The sequence below is a fragment of the Pseudomonas sp. 13B_3.2_Bac1 genome, assembly GCF_025466205.1.
In the GTDB taxonomy this organism is placed as follows: Bacteria; Pseudomonadota; Gammaproteobacteria; order Pseudomonadales; family Pseudomonadaceae; genus Aquipseudomonas; species Aquipseudomonas fluorescens_H.
The window spans coordinates 1-23583 of sequence record NZ_JANLOG010000107.1 but is presented as its reverse complement, the minus strand read 5'-3'; the positions used below and the strand labels follow the sequence as shown (position 1 = coordinate 23583).

The 23583-nt window shown below is 59.5% G+C and carries 21 protein-coding genes; 6 read left to right on the top strand and 15 right to left on the bottom strand.

What is annotated here, in order from left to right; all coding sequences use genetic code 11:
- Positions 1 to 7 precede the first annotated feature (7 nt).
- The 14 genes from lpxB to rpsB all read right to left on the bottom strand — a co-directional run bounded on the left by lpxB (position 8) and on the right by rpsB (position 14003).
- Positions 8 to 1138, bottom strand: coding sequence for a lipid-A-disaccharide synthase (gene lpxB / locus NTD85_RS16765; RefSeq protein WP_410017540.1), 1131 nt, complete (start codon positions 1136 to 1138; stop codon positions 8 to 10).
- 2 nt (positions 1139 to 1140) lie between these two features.
- A complete protein-coding gene (lpxA, locus tag NTD85_RS16760; protein ID WP_103486496.1) occupies positions 1141 to 1917 on the bottom strand; it encodes an acyl-ACP--UDP-N-acetylglucosamine O-acyltransferase in 777 nt (258 codons plus the stop codon).
- Positions 1914 to 2354: a 3-hydroxyacyl-ACP dehydratase FabZ gene (fabZ, locus tag NTD85_RS16755; RefSeq protein WP_003222142.1), complete on the bottom strand. Its 441-nt coding sequence runs from the start codon at positions 2352 to 2354 to the stop codon at positions 1914 to 1916. Before fabZ ends, lpxA begins: the two co-directional genes overlap by 4 nt.
- A 106-nt stretch (positions 2355 to 2460) precedes the next feature.
- Positions 2461 to 3516 (bottom strand): UDP-3-O-(3-hydroxymyristoyl)glucosamine N-acyltransferase, encoded by a 1056-nt coding sequence (lpxD, locus tag NTD85_RS16750; RefSeq protein WP_045122314.1) that lies wholly within the window; start codon positions 3514 to 3516, stop codon positions 2461 to 2463.
- A 3-nt stretch (positions 3517 to 3519) separates the two neighbouring features.
- Positions 3520 to 4023, bottom strand: coding sequence for an OmpH family outer membrane protein (locus tag NTD85_RS16745; RefSeq protein WP_003222140.1), 504 nt, complete (start codon positions 4021 to 4023; stop codon positions 3520 to 3522).
- A 45-nt stretch (positions 4024 to 4068) separates the two neighbouring features.
- Positions 4069 to 6444 carry an outer membrane protein assembly factor BamA gene (gene bamA, locus NTD85_RS16740; RefSeq protein ID WP_262142718.1) on the bottom strand — a complete coding sequence of 792 codons (2376 nt, stop codon included), beginning with the start codon at positions 6442 to 6444 and terminating at the stop codon, positions 4069 to 4071.
- Between the two features lie 74 nt (positions 6445 to 6518).
- Positions 6519 to 7871 (bottom strand): sigma E protease regulator RseP, encoded by a 1353-nt coding sequence (gene rseP, locus NTD85_RS16735; protein ID WP_003222134.1) that lies wholly within the window; start codon positions 7869 to 7871, stop codon positions 6519 to 6521.
- A 54-nt stretch (positions 7872 to 7925) separates the two neighbouring features.
- Complete coding sequence (gene ispC / locus NTD85_RS16730) at positions 7926 to 9116, bottom strand: 1-deoxy-D-xylulose-5-phosphate reductoisomerase (protein WP_262142717.1); 1191 nt, start codon at positions 9114 to 9116, stop codon at positions 7926 to 7928.
- A complete protein-coding gene (locus NTD85_RS16725; protein WP_262142715.1) occupies positions 9113 to 9919 on the bottom strand; it encodes a phosphatidate cytidylyltransferase in 807 nt (268 codons plus the stop codon). Before NTD85_RS16725 ends, ispC begins: the two co-directional genes overlap by 4 nt.
- On the bottom strand, positions 9919 to 10674 hold the full coding sequence (gene uppS, locus NTD85_RS16720; RefSeq protein ID WP_003222128.1) for a polyprenyl diphosphate synthase: 756 nt from the start codon (positions 10672 to 10674) through the stop codon (positions 9919 to 9921). The genes NTD85_RS16725 and uppS overlap by 1 nt, the downstream gene beginning before the upstream one ends.
- 14 nt (positions 10675 to 10688) lie before the next feature.
- Entirely contained in the window at positions 10689 to 11246 is a 558-nt protein-coding gene (gene frr, locus NTD85_RS16715) for a ribosome recycling factor (protein ID WP_047601296.1), read from the bottom strand.
- The gene (pyrH, locus tag NTD85_RS16710; RefSeq protein ID WP_003222124.1) at positions 11243 to 11986 is read right to left on the bottom strand and encodes a UMP kinase; all 744 of its coding nucleotides are present in this window, start codon (positions 11984 to 11986) and stop codon (positions 11243 to 11245) included. The genes frr and pyrH overlap by 4 nt, the downstream gene beginning before the upstream one ends.
- 212 nt (positions 11987 to 12198) lie before the next feature.
- Entirely contained in the window at positions 12199 to 13062 is an 864-nt protein-coding gene (gene tsf / locus NTD85_RS16705) for a translation elongation factor Ts (protein WP_003222121.1), read from the bottom strand.
- Between the two features lie 203 nt (positions 13063 to 13265).
- A complete protein-coding gene (gene rpsB / locus NTD85_RS16700; RefSeq protein ID WP_003222119.1) occupies positions 13266 to 14003 on the bottom strand; it encodes a 30S ribosomal protein S2 in 738 nt (245 codons plus the stop codon).
- A 373-nt stretch (positions 14004 to 14376) separates the two neighbouring features.
- Between rpsB and map the strand changes: the two genes are divergently transcribed.
- From map to NTD85_RS16680, 4 genes are all read left to right on the top strand, one after another.
- Complete coding sequence (gene map / locus NTD85_RS16695; protein ID WP_047291865.1) at positions 14377 to 15159, top strand: type I methionyl aminopeptidase; 783 nt, start codon at positions 14377 to 14379, stop codon at positions 15157 to 15159.
- 41 nt (positions 15160 to 15200) lie between these two features.
- Positions 15201 to 17903, top strand: a complete 2703-nt coding sequence (locus NTD85_RS16690; protein WP_201135692.1) for a [protein-PII] uridylyltransferase — start codon at positions 15201 to 15203, stop codon at positions 17901 to 17903.
- A gap of 121 nt (positions 17904 to 18024) precedes the next feature.
- On the top strand, positions 18025 to 19224 hold the full coding sequence (gene dapC, locus NTD85_RS16685; protein ID WP_003222115.1) for a succinyldiaminopimelate transaminase: 1200 nt from the start codon (positions 18025 to 18027) through the stop codon (positions 19222 to 19224).
- Between the two features lie 261 nt (positions 19225 to 19485).
- Positions 19486 to 20133 (top strand): hypothetical protein, encoded by a 648-nt coding sequence (locus NTD85_RS16680; RefSeq protein WP_003222113.1) that lies wholly within the window; start codon positions 19486 to 19488, stop codon positions 20131 to 20133.
- A 15-nt stretch (positions 20134 to 20148) separates the two neighbouring features.
- Here the strand turns inward: NTD85_RS16680 and NTD85_RS16675 are convergent, their stop codons facing one another.
- On the bottom strand, positions 20149 to 21780 hold the full coding sequence (locus NTD85_RS16675) for a Na+/H+ antiporter (protein ID WP_262142714.1): 1632 nt from the start codon (positions 21778 to 21780) through the stop codon (positions 20149 to 20151).
- Positions 21781 to 22073: 293 nt separating this feature from the next.
- Here NTD85_RS16675 and NTD85_RS16670 point away from each other — a divergent pair, with 293 nt between their 5' ends.
- Both NTD85_RS16670 and dapD read left to right on the top strand, forming a co-directional pair.
- Positions 22074 to 22436 (top strand): ArsC family reductase, encoded by a 363-nt coding sequence (locus NTD85_RS16670; RefSeq protein WP_262142713.1) that lies wholly within the window; start codon positions 22074 to 22076, stop codon positions 22434 to 22436.
- Positions 22437 to 22468: 32 nt separating this feature from the next.
- Positions 22469 to 23503, top strand: a complete 1035-nt coding sequence (gene dapD / locus NTD85_RS16665) for a 2,3,4,5-tetrahydropyridine-2,6-dicarboxylate N-succinyltransferase (RefSeq protein ID WP_262142712.1) — start codon at positions 22469 to 22471, stop codon at positions 23501 to 23503.
- Positions 23504 to 23583 lie beyond the last annotated feature (80 nt).

The following is a 23583-nucleotide window of genomic DNA, read 5'->3' as shown; positions in this document are numbered from 1 at the left end:
GTCTTGCTCATTGTTTCTGACCGATCAGGTTGAGGACGGCATCCGCCGCCTGATTGGAAGCGTCCAGCCGCAAGGTGCGGTGGATCTCGTCGAAGCCACGGGTCTGTTCTTCGCCGCCTTCGATCAGCGGCGCCAGGGTCTGCGCCAATGCCTCGACTGTCACATCATCCTGCAACAATTCCGGTACCAGCAGACGCTGGGCCAGCAGGTTCGGCAGCGACACGTAGGGGCTCTTGACCATGCGCTTGAGAATCCAGAAGGTCAGCGGCGCCAGGCGATAAGCAACGACCATTGGCCGCTTGTACAGCAAGGCTTCAAGTGTCGCCGTGCCGGAGGCGATCAACACCGCGTTGCACGCCGCCAGGGCCAGATGCGATTTGCCGTCGAGCAGGGTTACCGGCAGATCACGGCCAACCAGCAGTTCTTCGAGCTGAGCGCGACGCTCGGCATTCGCGCACGGTATGACGAAGCGCAGCCCCGGGCGCATGGCCCGCAGACGCTCGGCCGTATCCAGGAACAGCGCACCGAGACGGCCGACTTCACCACCGCGACTGCCGGGCATCAACGCCACCAGCGGTCCGTCGGGCAAGCCGAGTTCGGCACGCGCTGCGGCGCGATCGGCTTGCAGCGGAATGGTATCGGCCAGCGTATGACCGACGAACCGCACCGGCACGCCTTTCTCTTCGTAGAATTTTGCTTCGAACGGCAACAGGGTGAGCATCAGATCGCAACCTTCGCGAATCTTCAGCACACGCTTCTGGCGCCACGCCCACACCGAAGGGCTGACGTAATGCACGGTTTTGATCCCGGCCTGACGCAGCTTGAGTTCGATGTTGAGGTTGAAATCGGGAGCGTCGATGCCGATGAACACATCCGGTTTCTCGGCAATCAACGTGGCGATCAGGTCCTTGCGGCGCTTGAGCAACTCGCGCAGCCGCCCAAGGACTTCCACCAGCCCCATGACCGACAGACGCTCCATGGGGAAATAAGACGTCAGACCCTCGGCCTGCATCAACGGACCGCCGACACCGATGAACTCGACTGCCGGGTGTTGAGCCTTGAGGGCGCGCATGAGCCCGGCGCCCAAAATATCACCGGAAGCCTCTCCCGCCACCAGCGCAATACGCAGACTGGCCATGATCAGCGGGTGATGCCGCGAGTCGACGACTGGATCGAGTCACGGAACACCGCGACTTCCGGGAACTGCGCAGCAGGCTCGGCCAACTCGGCCAACGCTTGCTCCACGGTCAGGCCCTGGCGATACACCGTTTTATAGGCGCGGCGCAGCGCATGAATCGCATCTTCGCTGAAACCACGACGGCGCATGCCTTCGAAGTTCATGCTGCGCGCTTCGGCCGGGTTGCCGAACACGGTCACAAACGCCGGAACGTCCTTGCCGATGGCAGTGCCCATGCCGGAAAAACTGTGGGCGCCGATGTGGCAATACTGATGCACCAGGGTGAACCCGGAAAGGATCGCCCAGTCGTCGACATGTACATGCCCGGCCAAAGCCGTGTTGTTGACCAGAATGCAGTGGTTGCCGATCACGCTGTCATGTCCGATGTGGGCATAGGCCATGATCAGGTTGTGATCGCCAAGGGTGGTTTCCGAACGATCCTGAACGGTGCCACGGTGAATCGTCACGCCTTCGCGAATGACGTTGTGATCACCGATCACCAGACGGGTTTCTTCACCCTTGTACTTCAGGTCGGGAGTGTCCTCACCGACCGAGGAAAACTGGTAGATGCGATTGTGCTTGCCGATGCGGGTCGGGCCTTTGAGGACCACGTGCGGCCCGATCACAGTACCCTCGCCGATTTCCACACCTGCGCCGATGATCGACCACGGGCCGACCTCGACGCCGTCAGCCAGAACGGCCGACGGATCGATGATTGCGCGAGGGTCAATCAAACTCATAGCTTGCGTTCCGCACAGATGATTTCAGCCGAGCAAACCGGTTTGCCGTCGACCGAAGCCTGGCATTCGAATTTCCAGATCTGACGCTTGCAGCTGATGAACTTGGCTTCAAGGATCAGTTGATCGCCCGGCAGCACTGGCTGACGGAAACGCAGCTTGTCGGAACCGACGAAGTAGTAAAGGGTGCCATCGGCCGGTTTCACGTCGAGCATTTTGAAACCGAGGATCCCGGCAGCCTGGGCCATCGCCTCGATGATCAGCACGCCTGGCATGATTGGATGCGCAGGGAAGTGACCATTGAAGAATGGCTCATTGATGCTGACATTCTTGTAGGCGCGAATGCGCTTGCCTTCAGTGTCCAGTTCCACCACCCGGTCCACCAGCAGGAACGGGTAACGGTGAGGCAGGTATTCGCGAATCTCGTTGATGTCCATCATTTCGGGGGGAAGCCTATGTAAAGATTGGGAGCGCGACTGACGCGCACTCCTCTAGCAAATCAAGGAGGCAGTCTAGAGGCTGTGCACACTTGATATGGAAATGGTATCAGCCATCAGATGAAGCATTACTGCCGGGGGTCACTTCCCCAACGCGCTTTTCCAACTGCTTCAAACGTCGCGCGATGTCATCGAGCTGACGGATGCGGGCCGCGCTTTTGCGCCATTCGGCCGCCGGCTGCATGGCTGTGCCGGAAGAATAGGCGCCTGGCTCGGTAATCGAGTGGGTCACCATGGTCATCCCGGTCAGGAAAACGTTGTCGCAAATATCGATGTGCCCCACCAGACCGACGCCACCGGCGAGCATGCAGTGCTTGCCGATCTTGGTGCTGCCGGAGATACCGACACACGCCGCCATGGCGGTGTGATCACCGACCTGGACGTTGTGCGCGATCTGGATCTGGTTGTCGAGCTTCACGCCATTGCCGATCACGGTATCCGCCAGCGCACCACGGTCGATGGCGGTGTTCACGCCGATCTCGACATCGTCACCGATGGTCACGCCGCCGATCTGCGCGATCTTCTGCCAGACACCTTTCTCATTGGCAAAACCGAAGCCTTCACCACCGAGCACGGCACCGGACTGGATCACCACCCGCTTGCCGATGCGCACGTCGTGGTACAGCGTCACCCGCGGAGCGAGCCAGCCGCCCTCGCCGATTTCACTGCGGGCACCAATGACGCAATGGGCGCCCAGGGTGACCTGTGCACCGATGCGCGCACCGGCCTCGATCACCACAAACGGACCGATGCTGGCGCTTGGATCAACCACCGCATCCGGCGCAATCACCGCCGTGGGATGAACACCCGCAGTGGCTTTCGGTTTGGGATCGAACAGGTGAGAGATACGCGCATAAGCCAGATAAGGATCCGGCACCACCAGCGCATTGCCGGCAAAACCTTCGACATCGGCTTCCTTGAGCAATAGCGCAGCCGCCTGGGAACTTGCCAGGTATTTGCGATATTGAGGATTTGCCAGAAAGCTCAACTGAGCTGGGCCAGCCTCCTGCAAGGTGGCTAGCCCAGTAATTTGCGTCTCGGGGTCGCCACGCAGGGTGGCGCCGAGGAACTCGGCCAACTGGCCGAGCTTGATAGTCACGGTCATGGGTTACTTCAGCTGATTCATGCGCTCGATAACCTGGCGCGTGATGTCGTACTGCGGTTTGACATCGATGACTGCGCCACGCTCGAACACCAGGTCAAAACCACCTTTCTTGATGACTTCTTCCACTGCGCTATCCAGTTTCGGCTTCAGTTGCTTGAGCATTTCCCGGTCGGCAACTGCCTTGGCTTCGTTCAGCTCCTTGGACTGGAACTGGAAGTCACGGGCCTTTTGCTTGAATTCAAGCTCCAGACGCTCACGCTCGCCCTGCTGCATCTTGTCGCCACCGGCCATCAGGCGATCCTGAATGCCCTTGGCGCTGCTTTCCAGCGTCTTGAGCTTGGTCAGTTGCGGACCGAATTTCTTCTCGGCATCCACGGCGTATTTCTTGGCCGCGTCGGATTCCAGCAGTGCCATCTGATAGTTCAGAACGGCGATTTTCATGTCGGCGAACGCCGGGCCTGCCACCAGTACGGAGGCCAGGAGAACCAATTGAGTCAACTTACGCACGATGCACTCCTACAAAATCCATTGTCGTTATCTTGGGTCAGACGCTTAGAACGTCTGGCCGAGGGAGAATTGGAACACTTGAGTTTCAGCGTTATCCGGTTTCTTGACCGGCATCGCCAGAGCAAAACTCAGAGGACCCAGTGCGGTGACCCAGGTCACACCCACACCAACGGAACTGGCCATGTTGGTCAGGCTGATGTCATTGCACTTGGTGTTGGACTTCGAACCGTCGGCGTTCACAGTATCTTTGCACTGCGAGTCAAACACGTTACCCACATCCCAGAATACCGAGGTACGCAGGGAGCGCTGATCCTTGACGAATGGCAGCGGGAACAGAACTTCCACACCGCCCTGGATCAGGACGTTACCACCGAACGGCAGCGGATCCTGGTCCGGGTCTGCCAACGTCCCCGGGTTGGTACCCTTACTCGGAGTACTGCGTGGGCCGAGGGTACTGTCCTTGAAGCCGCGAACCGAGTTGAAACCACCAGCATAGTAGTTTTCATAGAAAGGCAAGCCATCGGTCGAACCGTAACCGTCGCCATAACCCAGTTCGGTGTGCAGACGCAGGGTGTAGTTCTCGGTAATCGGCTGGAACAACTGGCCACGGTAGTCGAGCTTGTAGAACGACAGGTCGCTGCCTGGAATGGTGGTTTCCAGGGTCAGGCTCTGCGAGCGACCACGGGTCGGCAACACGCCTTTGTTCAGGGTCGATTCGGACCAGCCGGCCGACGCCTTGAAGTTCAGGTACTGATCGCCTTCCTTTTTAACGAAGTCGAAAATCTCGTCGACGGTGTAGGTACCGGTCTTGATCTTGTCCTGTTGAGCGGACAGACCGAAGGTCAGACGCGAAGTCTCGCTGATCGGGTAGCCAACGTTGACGCCGGCACCCAGGCTGTCTACCGCATAGCTTGCTACGTCGACGTCGAGGTCTTTGTAGTCGGTGGTGCGATAGAACGCGTTGTAACCCAGGCTCACGCCGTCGGCGGTCCAGTAGGGGTCAACGTAGCCGAAGTTGTAGCGGCTCTGGTATTCGCTGCGGGTCAGGCCCACGCTCACACGGTTACCGGTACCCAGGAAGTTGTTCTGGGTGATCGAACCACCGAGGATCAAACCGGCGCTCTGGGCGAAACCGACGCTGGCGGTGATCGAGCCGGAGGCTTGTTCTTCAACGGCGTAGTTCACGTCAACCTGGTCGTCGACACCCGGAACAGCCGGTGTCTCGACGTTCACTTCCTTAAAGAAGCCCAGACGCTCAAGACGGGTCTTGGACTGGTCGATCAGGTAGGTCGAAGCCCAGCCACCTTCCATCTGACGCATTTCGCGACGCAGCACTTCGTCCTCGGACTTGGTGTTGCCACGGAAGTTGATGCGGTTGACGTAGGCGCGCTTGCCCGGATCGACGGCGAACAGGATGTCCACAGTGTGATCGTCGTCATGCGGCTGAGGTATGCCGTTGACGTTGGCGAAGGTGTAACCCTCGTTACCCAGACGGCGCGTGATCAGTTCGGAGGTGGTGGTCATCAGCTTGCGCGAGAACACCTGGCCTTTCTGCACCAGCAACAAAGACTTGACCTGGTCTTCAGGCACCTTCAGGTCACCGCTGAGCTTGACGTCACGAACGGTGTACTTCTCGCCTTCAGTGATGTTGACGGTGATGTAGACGTGTTTCTTGTCCGGGGTGATGGACACCTGGGTCGAAGCGATATCCATGTTGATATAGCCGCGGTCCAGGTAGTAGGAACGCAGACGCTCCAGGTCACCGGAGAGCTTTTCACGGGCGTACTTGTCGTCGTTCTTGAAGAACGACAGCCAGTTGGTGGTTTTCAGCTCGAACAGGTCGATCAAGTCGTCGTCAGGGAAAACCGTGTTGCCCACCACGTTGATGTGCTGGATGGCAGCCACAGTGCCTTCGTTGATCTTCACTTTCAGGGCTACGCGGTTACGCGGCTGCGAGACCACTTCGGTATCAACCGTGGCCGAATAGCGGCCCTGCGCAACGTACTGGCGCTGCAGCTCGTTACGCACACCTTCGAGGGTGGCGCGCTGGAAGATCTCGCCTTCCGATAGTCCGGACTGCTTGAGGCCTTTCATCAGGTCTTCGGTAGAGATCGCCTTGTTACCTTCGATCTCGATACTCGCGACCGACGGACGTTCGACGACCGTGATCACCAGAACGTTGCCTTCGCGGCCCAGCTGGATATCTTGAAAGAAACCGGTTTTGAACAACGCACGAGTGGATTCCACCAGGCGACGATCATCCGCCTGCTCGCCGACGTTCAACGGCAAGGCACCAAAGACGCTACCCGCGGAGACCCGCTGGAGGCCATTGACGCGAATATCAGAGATAGTGAAGGACTCGGCGTGAACTTCGGCGATCATCAATACGGTGAGAACCGCAGTTAGCAGCAGACGTTTCATGAAGTCCTTTCTTATTCCAACTGGCAATAAACAAACTGCCGCAAAATGCGGCAGATTCGCAATTCAGCGAAGCTTTACAGACGGCCCAGATCATTGACCAGAGCAAGCAACATCACTCCGACCACCAAACTGATACCGATCTGCACCCCCCAACCTTGCACCCGATCCGACAAGGGGCGACCACGCACCCACTCAATCAGATAAAACAACAAATGCCCCCCATCCAGTACAGGGATGGGCAGCAAATTCAGAACTCCCAGGCTAATACTCAGATAAGCAAGGAAATTCAGGAAATCAGCAACGCCCGACTGGGCAGAAGCGCCCGCCACTTTAGCAATGGTTATCGGCCCACTCAAGTTTTTTACCGAGAGCTCGCCAAACAGCATTTTCTTCAGTGAGTCCAGCGTCAGGATGCTCATGGTCCAGGTACGTCGGGCACCCTCGCCAATCGCGGCCAACGGGCCATAACTGACCTCGCGGATCATTTCCGGCGGCCAGTCCACGGCTTTTACGCCGGCCCCGAGATAACCGCTCGGCGCTTTGCTTTCGCCGCGCGCCGCCAGGGTCACCGGGACGTCGATTTGAGCACCGTCACGCTCGACGCGCAGCAAGATTTTGGTATCAGGACGCGTACGAACGGTATCGACCACTTGCTGCCAGTCACCCAGCGCCTGGCCATCGAGCGACAGCAAACGGTCGCCGGTTTTCAGACCAGCGGCCTGCGCCGGACCTTTTGGATCGAGCTCGGCCAGCACTGGCGGCAGAGCCGGGCGCCATGGGCGAATCCCCAGCGAGCGAATCGGATCGGGCTCGTCCGCCCCTTTGAGCCAATGATCGAGCGCCAGTTCGCGCGGCGTATCCGCTGTAGAGCCCTGCTCACGCACGAGCAATTGCAGGGCCCCGCTTTCCCCAAGACGACGGACCAACTGCAAATTGACCGCCGCCCAGCCAGAAGTCGGCTCGCCATCAATGGCGACGATTTCCTGACCGGCACTCAAGCCGGCCCTGGCCGCAATGCTACCGGACTCGACGGCACCGATGACCGGACGGATCTGCTCGCTGCCGAGCATGGCCAGCACCCAGAAGAACACCAGAGCCAACAGGAAGTTGGCGATCGGTCCCGCTGCAACAATAGCGATACGCTGGCGAACCGATTTGCGATTGAAGGATTGATGAAGCTGATCGGCCGGGACTTCGCCCTCACGCTCATCGAGCATTTTGACGTAGCCACCCAGCGGAATCGCGGCGACGACAAACTCGGTACCCTGCTTGTCGTGCCAGCGCAGCAAGGGCATGCCGAAGCCCACGGAGAAACGCAAAACCTTGACGCCACAGCGACGCGCGACCCAGAAATGGCCGAATTCGTGAAAGGTGACCAGCACACCCAAAGCGATCAGGGTGCCGGCAATCATATAGAGCGCGCTCATCTACTTTCTCCGCAATCCTGTTCAGTGCCGCGTGAAGCCATGGTCCTGCAACGGCTATCGGCCGTGACGATCAAGCCATTGTTCGGCCAGAATCCGCGCTTTCGCGTCAGCGGTAAACACCGCGTCCAGATCCTCAAGCGCAACCACTGGCTCGAGATTCAGCACATCCTCGATGATACTCGCGATTTCCAGATAACCAACGCGTCCGTCGAGAAACGCCGCGACCGCCACTTCGTTGGCCGCATTGAGCATGGCCGGCGCGCTGTTGCCAGCCTCTGCCGCCTGTCGCGCCAGGCGCAGGCAAGGGAAGCGCTGCTCGTCCGGTGCTTCGAAATCCAGGCGGGCAATGGCAAACAGGTCCAGCGGCGCCACACCCGAGTCGATCCGCTCAGGCCAGGCCAATGCGTTGGCAATCGGCGTGCGCATGTCGGGGTTGCCCAACTGCGCCAATACCGAGCCATCCACATAGTCGACCAGCGAGTGAATCACACTCTGCGGATGAATCACCACCTCGACCTGCGACGGCTTGGCGTCGAACAGCCAGCAAGCCTCGATCAACTCCAGGCCCTTGTTCATCATGCTGGCCGAATCCACCGAGATCTTGCGACCCATGGACCAGTTCGGGTGCGCACACGCCTGATCAGGCGAAACATGCGCCAGTTCGCTCATCGGCGTCTGACGGAAAGGACCGCCCGAAGCCGTCAGCAAAATCCGCCGCACGCCAACAGCGCCCAGACCACGAGAAAAATCCTGCGGCATGCACTGGAAGATCGCGTTGTGTTCGCTGTCGATCGGCAGCAACACCGAACCGCTCTTGTGCACGGCCTGCATGAACAGCGCGCCGGACATCACCAACGCTTCTTTGTTGGCCAGAAGGATTTTCTTCCCGGCCTGCACCGCTGCCAGGGTCGGGCGCAGACCCGCGGCGCCAACGATGGCAGCCATCACGGCATCGACTTCAGGTGCGGAGGCGACCTGGCACAGGCCCTCCTCCCCGACCAATACGCGAGTGGATAAACCGGCAGCACGCAGGTCGTCCTGCAAACCACGCGCCGCGGCCACTTCCGGCACGACTGCGAATTGCGGCACATGGCGCACGCACAAGGCCAGCAACTCGCTCAGGCGCGTGAAGCCGCTCAGTGCGAAAACCTGATAACGCTCAGGATGACGAGCGATGACGTCGAGGGTGCTCAAACCGATCGAGCCGGTAGCCCCCAGAACGGTAATCTGTTGAGGGCGGCTCACGGCGCAGCCATCCACAGCAATACAGCGAAAATCGGGATCGCGGCGGTCAGACTGTCGATGCGATCAAGCACACCGCCATGACCGGGCAGCAGGTTGCTGCTGTCCTTGATGCCGGATTGACGTTTGAACATGCTCTCGGTGAGGTCGCCCACCACCGAAATGAATACGATCAACGCAGCGCCGATCAGGCCCTTGAGCAGCTCGTCAACGGTCCAGTCACGCACCAGGCCGACGATCGCGGTAATCACCAGGCTCAGCGCCAGACCACCGTAAACGCCTTCCCAGCTTTTGCCAGGGCTGACTTGCGGCGCCAGTTTGCGCTTGCCAAAGGCACGGCCGGAGAAATAGGCACCGATATCGGCCCCCCAGACCAGCACCATCACCGCCATGATCAACCAGTTACCCAGCGGGTACTGCTTGATCTGCACCAGCCCTTGCCAGGCCGGCAGCAGGATCAGCAAGCCGATCAGCAGTTTGGTGGCCGCCGTGGACCAGTACTCGCTCGAACGCGGATAGGTCAGCACCAGATAGGTCGCCACCGCCCACCACAACACCGAGGCACCCAACACCCAAGGGGCAAGGCCCGGCAGGACATACATGACGAACAGCATCAGCGCGACGACAGCGGCAAAGCCGACACGGAACGACTGCGCGGTAAAGCCAGCCAGACGCGCCCATTCCCAGGCGCCCAGGCTCACGACCAGACCGATGAACAGCGCAAAACCAGACCCTTCGAGCAGGAAAAACCCGCACAGAGCGATCGGCAGCAGGATCAGCGCAGTGATGATTCGTTGTTTAAGCATTAAACCCGGGCTCCAGCTTCGACCTGTTCGCTCGTTTTACCGAAGCGACGCTGGCGCGAAGCGAAATCGGCCAGCGCGGTGCGCATGGCTTCGTGTTTGAAGTCCGGCCAGAACAGGTCGGAGAAGTACAACTCGGCGTACGCCAGTTGCCACAGCAGGAAGTTGCTGATGCGGTGCTCGCCACCGGTGCGGATGCACAGATCCGGCAATGGCAGGTCGCCGGTGGCCAGACAGGTCTGCAGCAGATCCGGAGTGATATCTTCCGGACGCAGATGCCCGGCCTGGACTTCACGCGCCAGACGCTGCGCCGCTTGGGCGATATCCCACTGACCGCCGTAGTTGGCGGCGATCTGCAGGATAAAGCGGTTGGCACCGGCCGTCATGGCTTCCGCCTCGCGCATCGCCGCCTGAAGCTCAGGGTGGAAGCGCGAGCGATCACCGATGATGCGCAAGCTGATGTTGTTGTCGTTGAGGCGCTTGGCCTCACGACGCAACGCCTTGAAGAACAGATCCATCAAGGCACTGACTTCATCGGCCGGGCGCTGCCAGTTTTCACTGGAAAAGGCGAACAGGGTGAGCACTTCGACCTTGGCCTCGGCGCACACCTCGATTACCGCCCGCACAGCATCCACGCCGGCTTTATGCCCGGCAACACCCGGCATAAAGCGTTTTTTCGCCCAGCGATTGTTGCCATCCATGATGATCGCGACATGGCGCGGCACCGCGGACGGCGCAGACTGCTTGGTCTTGTCCATTTAAAACTCGACCCTTATACGGCCATCAGGTCTTTTTCTTTCTCGTCCGTGGCCTTGGTGATCTGGGCCTCGAAGTCCTTGGTCAGCTTGTCGATATCAGCGGTGGCACGACGCTCTTCGTCTTCGCTGATTTCTTTATCCTTGACCAGTTTTTTCAGCTCGCCCAGCGCATCACGACGGATATTGCGCACAGCAACACGCGCATCTTCGGCTGCTGCACGCGCCTGCTTGGTGAAGCCTTTACGGGTTTCTTCGGTCAGGGCAGGCATGGAGATCAGCAGCAGTTCACCCAGGTTGGTCGGGTTCAGGTTCAGACCGGCGCTCTGGATCGCTTTGTCGACGGCCGCCAGCATGTTGCGCTCGAAAGCGACGACTTGCAGGGTGCGGGAGTCTTTTACAGTGATGTTGGCCACTTGAGTGATGGAAGTGTCTGCGCCGTAGTACGGCACCATCACGCTGCCCAGGATGCTTGGGTGAGCCTTGCCGGTACGAATCTGGCCGAATGCATGGGCCAGAGAGTCCAGGGATTTCTGCATGCGCTCTTGAGCGTCTTTCTTGATTTCGTTGATCATTGTTGACCTTCCTCGATCAGAGTGCCTTCAGCGCCGCCATGCACGATGTTCAGCAGGGCGCCGGGCTTGTTCATGTTGAATACGCGCAGCGGCATTTTGTGGTCGCGGCACAGGCAAATCGCTGTCAGATCCATTACACCCAGCTTGCGATCCAGCACTTCATCATAAGTCAGATGATCGAACTTCTCGGCATGCGGGTCTTTGAACGGGTCAGCGGTATAGACGCCATCGACCTTGGTCGCCTTCAGCACGACGTCAGCGTCGATCTCGATGGCGCGCAGGCAGGCTGCCGAATCCGTGGTGAAGAACGGATTACCGGTACCGGCGGCAAAAATCACCACGTCCTTGGAGTTCAGGTGGCGCATGGCTTTGCGGCGATCATAGTGATCGGTCACGCCAACCATGGAAATGGCCGACATCACGATGGCCGAGATATTGGCACGTTCCAGCGCATCACGCATGGCCAGGGCGTTCATCACAGTGGCCAGCATGCCCATGTGGTCGCCTGTCACCCGATCCATGCCAGCCTTGCTCAAGGCCTCGCCACGGAACAGGTTGCCACCGCCGATCACCAGACCGACCTGTACGCCGATGCCGACCAGTTGGCCGACTTCCAGCGCCATCCGATCCAGCACTTTTGGATCGATCCCGAACTCTTCCGAGCCCATCAGGGCCTCGCCGCTAAGCTTGAGTAGAATGCGTTTATAGCGAGCCTGATAACCACTGCCCTGCTGAGCCATTGCGAATCTCTCCTGCGGCGTATTTAAAAAATTCTTTGCAAGCTGTTTTACAGCTGGCGTTCACTCTAGCTTGGCGCTGCTTCAGCGCCATCGGAACCTGGCTTTGTAAGTCAGTTCCCAGTGGAAACCAATAAAAAATTGGTAACCCCATCTGAAAAGAGGCTGCGCGCGTGAGCGGGCAGCCTCTTTCGGGCGACAGTTGAAAAACCGTCTTATTGCTTGGCGGCAGCCAGCTGGGCAGCAACTTCTTCAGCGAAGTTGTCGACCGGCTTCTCGATGCCTTCGCCTACTTTGAAGTAGGTGAAGGAAACGATTTCTGCGCCGCCTTTCTTGGCCAGCTCGCCAACCTTGATTTCAGGGTTCTTGACGAACGCCTGCTCAACCAGGCTCGCTTCTGCCAGGAACTTGCTGATACGGCCTTTGACCATGTTCTCAACAATGTTTTCTGGCTTGCCTTTGATCTTCTCTTCGTTCAGCTGCAGGAACACAGCTTTTTCACGCTCGATCGCTTCAGCCGAAACTTGCGAAGGCAGCAGGAACTCAGGGTTGCTCGCAGCGACGTGCATCGCGATGTCTTTGGCCAGCTCGACGTCACCGCCTTTCAGAGCCACAACAACACCGATCTTGTTGCCGTGCAGGTAAGAACCTACAACGTCACCTTCGATACGGGTCAGACGACGGATGTTGACGTTTTCGCCTACTTTGGCAACCAGTGCTTCGCGAGCAGCTTCTTGCGAAGCGATCAGCGGAGCAGCGTCGGTCAGCTTGTCAGCGAAAGCTTTTTCAACGCTGGCAGCAACGAAGTTCTTGAAGTCGTCTTGCAGAGCCAGGAAGTCGGTCTGCGAGTTCACTTCCAGGATAACGGCAGCTTTACCGTCGTCCTTGATTGCGATTGCGCCTTCAGCGGCAACGTTGCCAGCCTTTTTCGCAGCCTTGATCGCGCCCGAAGCACGCATGTCATCAATGGCTTTTTCGATGTCGCCGTCAGCCTTTTCCAGGGCTTTCTTGCAGTCCATCATGCCTTCGCCGGTACGCTCGCGCAGTTCTTTAACCAACGCTGCAGTAATTGCTGCCATTTTCAAATTCCTCTTGGATAGGTTTTCAACCATTCCACCCGATCGAACGGGCGTTCAATTCTTCCCGAATCACCTTGTACCCGCCGCACGTTACAGATGCAGGGGCTGCGCCACCAGACACGGGCGCCAACAAACGGTTTTCGAGGTGGCAAAAAGGGGGCCAAGCCCCCTTTTTGCTTACTGAGTCAACGCCAGGGCGTCAATTACTCAGCTGCAGCCTGAGTTTCTTCAGCTGCGAACTCAACAGTGCCGCCAGCAACATTGTTGCGACCACGGATCACTGCGTCAGCCATCGAACCCATGTACAGCTGGATAGCGCGGATTGCGTCATCGTTGCCTGGGATGATGTAGTCAACGCCTTCCGGGCTGCTGTTGGTATCGACAACGCCGATGACCGGGATGCCCAGCTTGTTGGCTTCGGTGATCGCGATGCGCTCGTGGTCAACGTCGATCACGAACAGTGCGTCTGGCAGACCGCCCATGTCCTTGATGCCGCCCAGGGAGCGATCCAGCTTTTCCAGGTCACGGGAGCGCATCAGCGCTTCTTTCTTGGTCAGCTTGGCGAAAGTACCGTCTTCGGCTTGAACTTCAAGGTCACGCAGACGCTTGATGGAAGCACGAATGGTTTTGAAGTTGGTCAGCATGCCGCCCAACCAGCGGTGATCGACGTACGGCGAACCGCAACGTGCTGCTTCTTCAGCAACGATCTTGCCAGCGGAACGCTTGGTGCCGACGAACAGAATCTTGTTTTTGCCCTGGGCCAGACGCTCTACGAAAGTCAGAGCTTCGTTGAACATTGGCAGGGTTTTTTCAAGGTTGATGATGTGAATCTTGTTACGCGCGCCGAAAATGTACTTACCCATTTTCGGATTCCAGTAACGGGTTTGGTGACCGAAGTGCACACCGGCCTTCAGCATATCGCGCATGTTGACTTGGGACATGATAGTTCCTTAATAAGTCGGGTTTGGCCTCCACGTATCCCAATGACCAACCAGTGGCATAAAGCCAAAAGCACCCAGGTCATCGTGTCGACACGTGTGTGGATTTAAGCTTTTCGGGGTATCCCCGGAAAGCGGCGCATTTTATACCACAGGGTGCGCAGAAACGGAACCCGGAATCTGTAATCGCACCAAGGACATGGGCGCAGCCCCCTTGGAATCGCCTTCAGGCGCACCATTGTATAGACAGACGCGATGCACGCAGGCGCGGATTTGCTCCTTCCGTCTGATAGAATCGCGTTTTTCAGGGTCGCAAATCCAACACTTGCCACCCTCTCCGTATCAGTAAGCGCCGCCGAGCGCAGAGAGAGCCTGTATGACCGTCAACCTCAAAACCCCCGAGGACATCGCTGGCATGCGAGTCGCCGGCAAACTGGCCGCCGATGTGCTGGAAATGATTGCCGAACATGTCAAACCGGGTGTTACCACCGATCAACTGAACCAGATCTGCCACGACTACATCGTCAACGTGCAGCAGGCCATCCCTGCCCCGCTCAACTACAAGGGTTTTCCGAAGTCGATCTGCACCTCGATCAATCACGTGGTCTGCCACGGCATCCCGAATGACAAGCCGCTGAAAAATGGCGACACGCTGAACATCGACGTCACCGTAATCAAGGATGGCTACCACGGCGACACCAGCCGCATGTTCCACGTCGGTGAAGTGCCGGTCTGGGCCGAACGCCTGTCGCAGGTCACTCAGGAGTGCATGTACAAGGCGATCGAAATCGTCAAACCTGGCTGCCGCCTTGGCGACATCGGTGAAGTCATCCAGAAGCACGCGGAAAAGAACGGTTTCTCGGTGGTTCGCGAATTCTGCGGCCACGGCATCGGCAAGGTGTTCCACGAAGAACCGCAGATCCTGCACTACGGCCGCGCCGGCACCGGCATGGAACTGAAGGCTGGCATGACCTTCACCATCGAACCGATGATCAACCAGGGCAAGGCCGACACCAAGGTACTGGGTGACGGCTGGACCGCGATCACCAAAGACCGCAAGCTCTCGGCACAGTGGGAACACACCCTGCTGGTGACCGACACTGGCTACGAGATCTTCACCCTGCGCGCCGACGACACCATCCCGCGCGTCTCGGCCTGATCCCAAGAACGCTCCCAGCCTTATAGAAGGAAAGCCAATCGATGCCGCAGGTGGATCCCGAACTGTTCGACCGCGGCCAGTTCCAGGCTGAACTGGCCCTGAAAGCGAGTCCCATCGCGGCGTTCAAGAAGGCGATCCGCCAGGCGCGCGAGGTCCTCGACACGCGTTTTCGCAGCGGCCGCGACATCCGCCGGCTGATCGAAGACCGTGCCTGGTTCGTCGACAACATCCTGCAAAAAGCCTGGGAGCAGTTCAACTGGAGCGAAGACGCCGACATCGCGCTGGTCGCGGTCGGCGGCTACGGCCGTGGTGAGTTGCACCCCTATTCCGACATCGACCTGCTGATCCTGCTGGACAGCGCCGACCACGAAGTTTTCCGCGATTCCATCGAGCGTTTTCTGACGCTGCTGTGGGACATCGGTCTGGAGGTCGGGCAGAGCGTGCGTTCGGTCGACGAATGCGCCGAAGAGGCCCGCGCCGACCTGACCGTGGTCACCAACCTCATGGAAAGCCGCACCATTTGCGGCCCCGAGCGTCTGCGCCAGCGCATGCTCGATGTCACCAGCACCGCACACATGTGGCCGGCCAAGGAGTTCTTCCTGGCCAAGCGCGCCGAGCAGAAGGCCCGCCACCACAAGTACAACGACACCGAATACAACCTGGAACCCAACGTCAAAGGCTCGCCCGGCGGCCTGCGGGATATCCAGACGATTCTGTGGGTGGCCCGGCGTCAGTACGGCACCCTGAACCTGCGCGCCCTCGCCGGCGAAGGTTTCCTGGTCGAGAGCGAAAACGCGCTGCTGGCCTCCTCCCAGGAATTCCTCTGGAAAGTCCGTTACGCCCTGCACATGCTCGCCGGGCGCTCGGAAGACCGCCTGCTGTTCGACCATCAGCGGACCATCGCCGGCCTGCTGGGTTTTGAAGGTGACGACGCCAAACAGGCCGTCGAAAACTTCATGCAGCAATACTTCCGCGTGGTGATGAGCATCGCCCAGCTCAGCGACCTGATCATCCAGCACTTCGAGGAAGTGATCCTCGCCCCGGAAGACGAGGCACCGCCGCAGCCGATCAACTCGCGTTTCCAGTTGCACGACGGCTACATCGAAGCACGTAACGACAACGTGTTCCGCCGCACGCCGTTCGCCATGCTCGAGATCTTCGTGCTGATGGCCCAGCAGCCGGAAATCAAAGGCGTGCGCGCCGACACCATTCGTCTGCTGCGGGAAAACCGGCATCTGATCGACGACAATTTCCGCAACGACATCCGCAATACCAGCCTGTTCATCGAGCTGTTCAAGTGCAAGATCGGCATCCATCGCAACCTGCGGCGGATGAACCGTTACGGCATTCTCGGGCGTTACCTGCCGGAGTTCGGCTTTATCGTCGGACAGATGCAGCATGACCTGTTCCACATCTATACGGTCGATGCGCACACCCTGAACCTGATCAAGCACCTGCGTAAGTTGCAGTACAGCCAGGTGTCGGAAAAATTCCCGCTGGCGGCCAAACTCATGGCCAAACTGCCCAAGCCCGAACTCATTTACATGGCCGGTCTGTATCACGACATCGGCAAGGGCCGGCATGGCGATCATTCGGACATCGGCGCGGTCGATGCCGAAGCGTTCTGTCAGCGCCATCAGTTGCCGGTGTGGGACAGCCGCCTGATCGTCTGGCTGGTGCAGAACCACCTGGTGATGTCGACCACCGCACAGCGCAAGGATCTGTCCGATCCGCAGGTGATCCACGATTTCGCGCAGATCGTCGGTGACGAAACCCGTCTGGACTATCTGTATGTGCTGACCGTGGCCGACATCAACGCGACCAATCCGACGCTGTGGAACTCCTGGCGCGCGAGCCTGTTGCGCCAGCTCTACACCGAGACCAAACGCGCGCTGCGCCGTGGCCTGGAAAACCCGGTGGATCGCGAAGAGCAGATCCGCCAGACCCAGAGCGCGGCACTGGACATTCTGGTGCGCGGCGGCACCGACCCGGACGACGTCGAGCAGTTGTGGGCGCAGTTGGGCGATGACTATTTCCTCCGTCATACCGCCGGCGACGTCGCCTGGCACAGTGACGCGATCCTGCAGCAGCCGGCCGATGGCGGCCCGCTGGTGCTGATCAAGGAAACCACCCAACGCGAATTCGAGGGTGGCACGCAGATCTTCATCTACGCCCCGGATCAGCACGATTTCTTCGCCGTGACCGTGGCCGCGATGGACCAGCTCAACCTGAACATTCACGACGCCCGGGTCATCACCTCGAGCAGCCAGTTCACCCTCGACACCTACATCGTGCTCGACACCGACGGCGACTCGATCGGCGACAACCCGGCGCGGGTCAAACAGATTCGCGACGGTCTGACCGAAGCCCTGCGCAACCCCGACGACTACCCGACGATCATCCAGCGCCGGGTGCCGCGCCAGCTCAAGCACTTCGCCTTTGCACCACAGGTGACGATCCACAACGACGCCCAGCGTCCGGTGACGGTGCTGGAACTCACCGCTCCTGACCGCCCGGGCCTGCTGGCGCGGATCGGCGGGATCTTCCTCGAGTTCGACCTGTCGCTGCAGAACGCCAAGATTGCGACCCTGGGCGAACGCGTGGAAGACGTGTTCTTCATCACCGACGCCCACAACCAGCCGCTCTCCGACCCGCTGCTGTGCAGCCGCTTGCAGGACGCAATCGTCGAGCAACTGAGCGTCAATCAGGAACCGGATATCAAGCTTTCGCGCATCAGTATTTGATCCAGCAACTTCCCCCCTGTGGGAGCGGGCTTGCTCGCGAAAGCGGTGTGTCAGGCAACACATCATTCAATGACACACCGCTTTCGCGAGCAAGCCCGCTCCCACATTGAACGAGGCCCAAATGAACAACGCTCTGAACCAGCTCCAGCCCTACCCGTTCGAAAAGCTCCGCGCGCTGCTTGGCACGGTCACGCCGAACCCGGACAAACGCCCGATCGCCCTGTCGATCGGCGAGCCGAAACACCGCTCGCCAAGCTTTGTCGCCGAAGCGCTGGCGAACAATCTGGATCAGATGGCGGTGTATCCGACCACCCTCGGCATCCCGGCCCTGCGCGAAGCCATCGCCGGCTGGTGCGAACGTCGCTTCGGCGTGCCAAGCGGCTGGATCGATCCGGCGCGCAATGTGCTGCCGGTCAACGGTACCCGCGAAGCGCTGTTCGCCTTCACCCAGACCGTGGTCAACCGTGGCGACGATGCGCTGGTGGTCAGCCCGAACCCGTTCTATCAGATCTACGAAGGCGCAGCGTTCCTCGCCGGGGCCAAGCCGCACTACCTGCCATGCCTGGACGAAAACGGCTTCAACCCGGATTTCGATGCGGTCTCGCCGGACATCTGGAAACGCTGCCAGATCCTGTTCCTGTGCTCGCCGGGCAACCCGACCGGCGCACTGATCCCGGTCGACGTGCTGAAAAAACTCATCGCCTTGGCCGACGAATACGATTTCGTGATCGCCGCCGACGAGTGCTACAGCGAACTGTACTTCGACGAACAGACCCCGCCGCCAGGCCTGCTAAGCGCCTGCGTCGAACTGGGCCGCAAGGACTTCAAGCGTTGCGTGGTGTTCCACAGCCTGTCCAAGCGCTCCAACCTGCCGGGCCTACGCTCCGGTTTCGTCGCCGGTGACGCCGATATCCTCAAGGGCTTCCTGCTGTATCGCACCTACCACGGCTGCGCGATGCCGGTGCAAACCCAACTGGCCAGCGTTGCCGCATGGAATGACGAAGTGCATGTACGCGCCAACCGTGCGCTGTACCGCGAGAAGTTTGACGCAGTCCTGGCAATTCTCAGCCCGGTGATGGATGTGCAGCGCCCGGATGGCAGCTTCTACCTGTGGCCGAACGTGGCCGGCGACGATGCTGCCTTCTGCCGCGACCTGTTCGAACAGGAACACGTGACCGTGGTGCCGGGCTCTTATCTGTCGCGAGATGTGGACGGCGTCAATCCGGGGGCCGGGCGTGTGCGCATGGCGCTGGTCGCGCCACTGGCCGAGTGTGTCGAGGCCGCAGAGCGGATTCGCGCGTTCGTCACTCGCCAGTCCTAAGCACCTTTACCGTGCCAGTTCTGCTGGCACGGTAACCCGTCATAAAACCGCACACATATTCAATTTACCCACTCAAGTTCAGTCACTAGCATCCCTCATTCAAAGCGACTTGCCGGGAACACCAAGCAACCCGACAAGTTAAACCTGAAGAATGAAAACATGGATGTTCAGTTATGCACTCAACATGGCTTCACCCACGCAGAAAATCTGAAAGCACGCAGATATCCCGGCCTCTGAAACACGCTCGGGAGTTTCAGAAACATGTGGGCTAAAAACAATCCGGCGAAATTCTGGACACCCGGCTGCACACTTCGCATCGCCTTCCTCAATGGCACGCAAGAATTCAAGGACGCAACCATCGCCGCCGCCAGCAACTGGTTGCCGCACATTAATTTGAAGTTTGATTTCGTCGAAGGTGAAGCGGGCGATATCCGCATACTCAGCCAGGAAGGAACGTTTTCTTCATTTATTGGTACCGATGCCCGGTTATTCCCCGATGAGCCCACCATGAGACTCTGGCCCCACCCAGCCGACAGCGCACGTTACTTCGCAGCCAATGTAATGCACGAGTTCGGCCACATGCTTGGCGCAGAGCATGAGCAAACCAACCCCACGGCAAACATCCCTTGGAACATGCCTGCCATTTATGAGGAACATGAATTAACTGCCAACCCGGAAGAAGACGACTACCGGGCCAGCGTGACACGCAAACGCCTGCACGACTGGTACTTTGATCGCGGCAATCCCGACGAAAGCATCTATTCGGCGTACGATCGAACGTCGATCATGCACTATCGCATCAAGCAGTCCTGGACCCTCGGTGACTTCCAGCTCTTCATTAATCTGGATCTCAGCGAACAGGACAAGATCTTCATGTCGAACGCTTATCCTTACCCGGTGAGTGAGTGAACTTACCCCCTCAGGCTATTTGACCTGCCCCAGATTCGCCTCGCTCAAATCAAGTTCGCCCAATACTTCTCTGAGCACGTCATCACCAATCTGGTGATGACGGCTCAGGCTATACAACTCCAGGCGCTGCGCGCGCAGTGCCTTCAAGCGCAAACGGCGTTCCAGCAGATCCATCTGGAACGCCAGCGCCTGGGCTTCAGCCGAATCGTTGAACACCTCAAGCTGATGCCGATATTCGGACATGATCCGCGCCTTGAGTTCAGCCGAAAGCGCCGCCTGCGCGGCATCCTGCGGCGCAACTTCTTCGGTTTCCAGCGCATGGATTGCTGCTTCGGCGGTCTTGCGCCAGGCATCGCGCACTTCTTGACGACGCTTGTCGTCCGGACTTTTTTCGATACCGCGCAACAGCAACGGCAAGGCGATGCACGCCACAATCAGCGACAACAGGATCACCCCGGCGGCAATAAAGATCAGCAGATCACGCTCGGGAAACGCCTCAGCCCCCATCAGCATCGGCACCGACATCACACCGGCCAGCGTCACCGCGCCGCGCACACCGCCAACGGTCAGCAACCAGCAGGAGCGCGCCGTGGGTACTTGCGTCAGGTCACCCTTGCCGCGCAACCGCCGCAGCAGCACCGACAAACGCCAGATGCTCTGCACCCAGATAAAGCGCAGCAGCACCAGCGCGAGGAAAATCGCCACCACGTCGAGGCCGCGATACAGCAGGGTCGGCCACAACGTCGGTTCGTGGCTGACCACGGCTTTGATGATGTCCGGCAATTGCAGGCCCAGCAGCAGGAAGATCAGACCGTTGAAGGCGAACTCCAGCAATGACCAGACGCTACGGTTGAGCAGACGGGTGCTGGTCTGCCGTGGCAACAGATCGAGCCAGCTCTGCATCATCCCCGCCGCGACGGCCGAAAGAATCCCCGATGCACCCAGTCGCTCGGCCAGTACATAAGCGGCGAACGGCAACAGCAACATGAACACCACATGGGTGGCCGGATCGTCCCAGCCACGGGCAATCATCCATGCGCGCAAACGCCCGACCAGCCAGCTCAGCCCGACACCGACCGCCAGCCCGCCGACCGCCACCAGCACGAAGGTCAGGCTGGCATTGGCCAGCGAGAACACCCCGGTCACTGCCGCGACGAGGGCAAACTTGAACGTCACCAGACCCGAGGCGTCGTTCATCAGCGCCTCGCCCTGCAACATGTGCATCAGCGGCGTCGGCAAACGGTTTTGCGAAATGGCCGAGACGGCCACGGCGTCGGTCGGCGACAGCACGGCGGCCAGCGCGAAGGCTACCGGCAGCGGAATGCTCGGCAACAGCCAGTGAATGAAGTACCCGGCGCCGACCACGGTGAACAGCACCAGGCCCACCGCCAGCGTCAGGATCGGCCCACGCAAATGCCAGAACTCGCGTTTGGGCATGCGCCAGCCGTCGGAAAACAGCAGCGGCGGCAGGAACAGAAACAGGAACAGTTCCGGATCCAGCGCCACGTGCAGGCCCAGTGTCGGCCAGGCCAGCAAGGCACCGGCGGCGATTTGCACGAGGGGTAGCGGCAGCGGGATGACCCGTCCAACCAGACGCGAAACGCTGACCAGCATCAGCAGGATAAGGACGGTGTAAGCGGTTTGCATAAAGCGGAAATCTCAGGCAATCGACAGCGTTGAACTGCCATATTAGCCGCTTAGGATGCGTCTGACCGTTGCACCTATGTCGCACGCCCGCAACGCCATTCCAATGTGGGAGCGAGCTTGCTCGCGAATACGGTGTGTCATTAACAGAGATTTTGACTGACACGGCCCCTTCGCGAGCAAGCTCGCTCCCACAGGGTTTTGCATTGCCAAATGAAGCCGGGCGCCGCGAAACCGTTTGGTCATGGCATAATCCGACACCATTTTTTTCCAGCACCTGTAAAGGGGGCGATTCCTTGACCGTTTCAAGTAAAACGTTGCACCTTTTCGGCATCAAAGCCTGCGACACCATGAAGAAGGCGCGCACCTGGCTCGATGAACACGCTGTCAGCTACGACTTCCACGATTACAAAATCGCCGGTATCGACCGTGAGCACCTGACCCAATGGTGTGACGAGCACGGCTGGCAAACGGTGTTGAACCGTGCAGGCACGACCTTTCGCAAACTCGACGACGAACGTAAAGCCGATCTCGACCAGTCGAAAGCCATCGAACTGATGCTCGCTCAACCCTCGATGATCAAGCGCCCGGTGCTCGATCTCGGTGACCGAACCCTGATTGGCTTCAAGCCAGACATCTACGCGGCCGCACTCAAGTAAGCAGCCCGTCACTTATTGCTAGAGGTATTCACATGTCCAACTCTCTGTTCAGCATCGCCTTTGGTGTCGGCACTCAGAACCGTCAAGGCGCGTGGCTGGAAGTGTTCTACGCTCAGCCACTGCTCAATCCGTCGGCCGAACTGGTCGCCGCCGTTGCGCCGATCCTCGGTTACACCGAAGGCAACCAGGCCATCACCTTCACCACCGCGCAAGCTGCGCAACTGGCTGAAGCGGTCAAAGGCATCGACGCCGTTCAAGGCAAGCTGCTGACCCGTCTGGCCGAGAGCCACAAGCCGCTGGTCGCCACCCTGCTGGCCGAAGACGCACAACTGACCTCGACGCCTGAGGCCTACCTCAAGCTGCACCTGCTGTCGCATCGTCTGGTCAAGCCGCACGGCGTAAGCCTGGCCGGGATTTTCCCGCTGCTGCCGAACGTGGCATGGACCAGCCAGGGCGCAATCGACCTGAGCGAACTGGCCGAAATGCAACTCGAAGCGCGTCTGCGCGGCGAGCTGCTGGAAGTGTTCTCGGTGGACAAGTTCCCGAAAATGACCGACTACGTGGTGCCGGCCGGCGTGCGTATCGCTGACGCGGCACGTCTGCGTCTGGGCGCTTACGTGGGCGAAGGCACCACCGTGATGCACGAAGGCTTCATCAACTTCAACGCCGGCACCGAAGGCCCGGGCATGATCGAAGGCCGCGTGTCCGCTGGCGTGTACGTCGGCAAGGGTTCGGACCTGGGCGGCGGCTGCTCGACCATGGGCACCCTGTCGGGTGGCGGCAACATCGTGATCAAGGTCGGCGAAGGCTGCCTGATCGGCGCCAACGCCGGTATCGGTATTCCGTTGGGCGACCGCAACACCGTCGAGTCGGGCCTGTACGTGACCGCCGGCACCAAGGTGGCGCTGCTGGACGAGCACAACAACCTGGTCAAGGTGGTGAAGGCGCGTGAACTGGCCGGTCAGACCGACCTGTTGTTCCGTCGCAACTCGGAAACCGGTGCCGTGGAGTGCAAAACCCACAAATCGGCGATCGAGCTGAACGAAGCGCTGCACGCTCACAACTAAGCAGCCACCCAATCCCCCTGTGGGGGGGGGGGGGGGGGGGGGGGGGGGGGGGGGGGGGGGGGGGGGGGGGGGGGGGGGGG

Bases quoted from the DNA above. Each gene is read 5' to 3' on its own strand.
- pyrH (WP_003222124.1), bottom strand. From the start codon at position 11,986: ATGGCTCAGCAGGGCAGTGGTTATCAGGCTCGCTATAAACGCATTCTA.
- dapD (WP_262142712.1), top strand. From the start codon at position 22,469: ATGTCCAACTCTCTGTTCAGCATCGCCTTTGGTGTCGGCACTCAGAAC.
- frr (WP_047601296.1), bottom strand. From the start codon at position 11,246: ATGATCAACGAAATCAAGAAAGACGCTCAAGAGCGCATGCAGAAATCC.
- lpxB (WP_410017540.1), bottom strand. From the start codon at position 1,138: ATGGCCAGTCTGCGTATTGCGCTGGTGGCGGGAGAGGCTTCCGGTGAT.
- rseP (WP_003222134.1), bottom strand. From the start codon at position 7,871: ATGAGCGCGCTCTATATGATTGCCGGCACCCTGATCGCTTTGGGTGTG.
- NTD85_RS16675 (WP_262142714.1), bottom strand. From the start codon at position 21,780: ATGCAAACCGCTTACACCGTCCTTATCCTGCTGATGCTGGTCAGCGTT.
- NTD85_RS16725 (WP_262142715.1), bottom strand. From the start codon at position 9,919: ATGCTTAAACAACGAATCATCACTGCGCTGATCCTGCTGCCGATCGCT.
- rpsB (WP_003222119.1), bottom strand. From the start codon at position 14,003: ATGTCCCAAGTCAACATGCGCGATATGCTGAAGGCCGGTGTGCACTTC.
- tsf (WP_003222121.1), bottom strand. From the start codon at position 13,062: ATGGCAGCAATTACTGCAGCGTTGGTTAAAGAACTGCGCGAGCGTACC.
- NTD85_RS16680 (WP_003222113.1), top strand. From the start codon at position 19,486: ATGTGGGCTAAAAACAATCCGGCGAAATTCTGGACACCCGGCTGCACA.
- uppS (WP_003222128.1), bottom strand. From the start codon at position 10,674: ATGGACAAGACCAAGCAGTCTGCGCCGTCCGCGGTGCCGCGCCATGTC.
- dapC (WP_003222115.1), top strand. From the start codon at position 18,025: ATGAACAACGCTCTGAACCAGCTCCAGCCCTACCCGTTCGAAAAGCTC.
- map (WP_047291865.1), top strand. From the start codon at position 14,377: ATGACCGTCAACCTCAAAACCCCCGAGGACATCGCTGGCATGCGAGTC.
- bamA (WP_262142718.1), bottom strand. From the start codon at position 6,444: ATGAAACGTCTGCTGCTAACTGCGGTTCTCACCGTATTGATGATCGCC.
- lpxA (WP_103486496.1), bottom strand. From the start codon at position 1,917: ATGAGTTTGATTGACCCTCGCGCAATCATCGATCCGTCGGCCGTTCTG.
- NTD85_RS16690 (WP_201135692.1), top strand. From the start codon at position 15,201: ATGCCGCAGGTGGATCCCGAACTGTTCGACCGCGGCCAGTTCCAGGCT.
- lpxD (WP_045122314.1), bottom strand. From the start codon at position 3,516: ATGACCGTGACTATCAAGCTCGGCCAGTTGGCCGAGTTCCTCGGCGCC.
- fabZ (WP_003222142.1), bottom strand. From the start codon at position 2,354: ATGATGGACATCAACGAGATTCGCGAATACCTGCCTCACCGTTACCCG.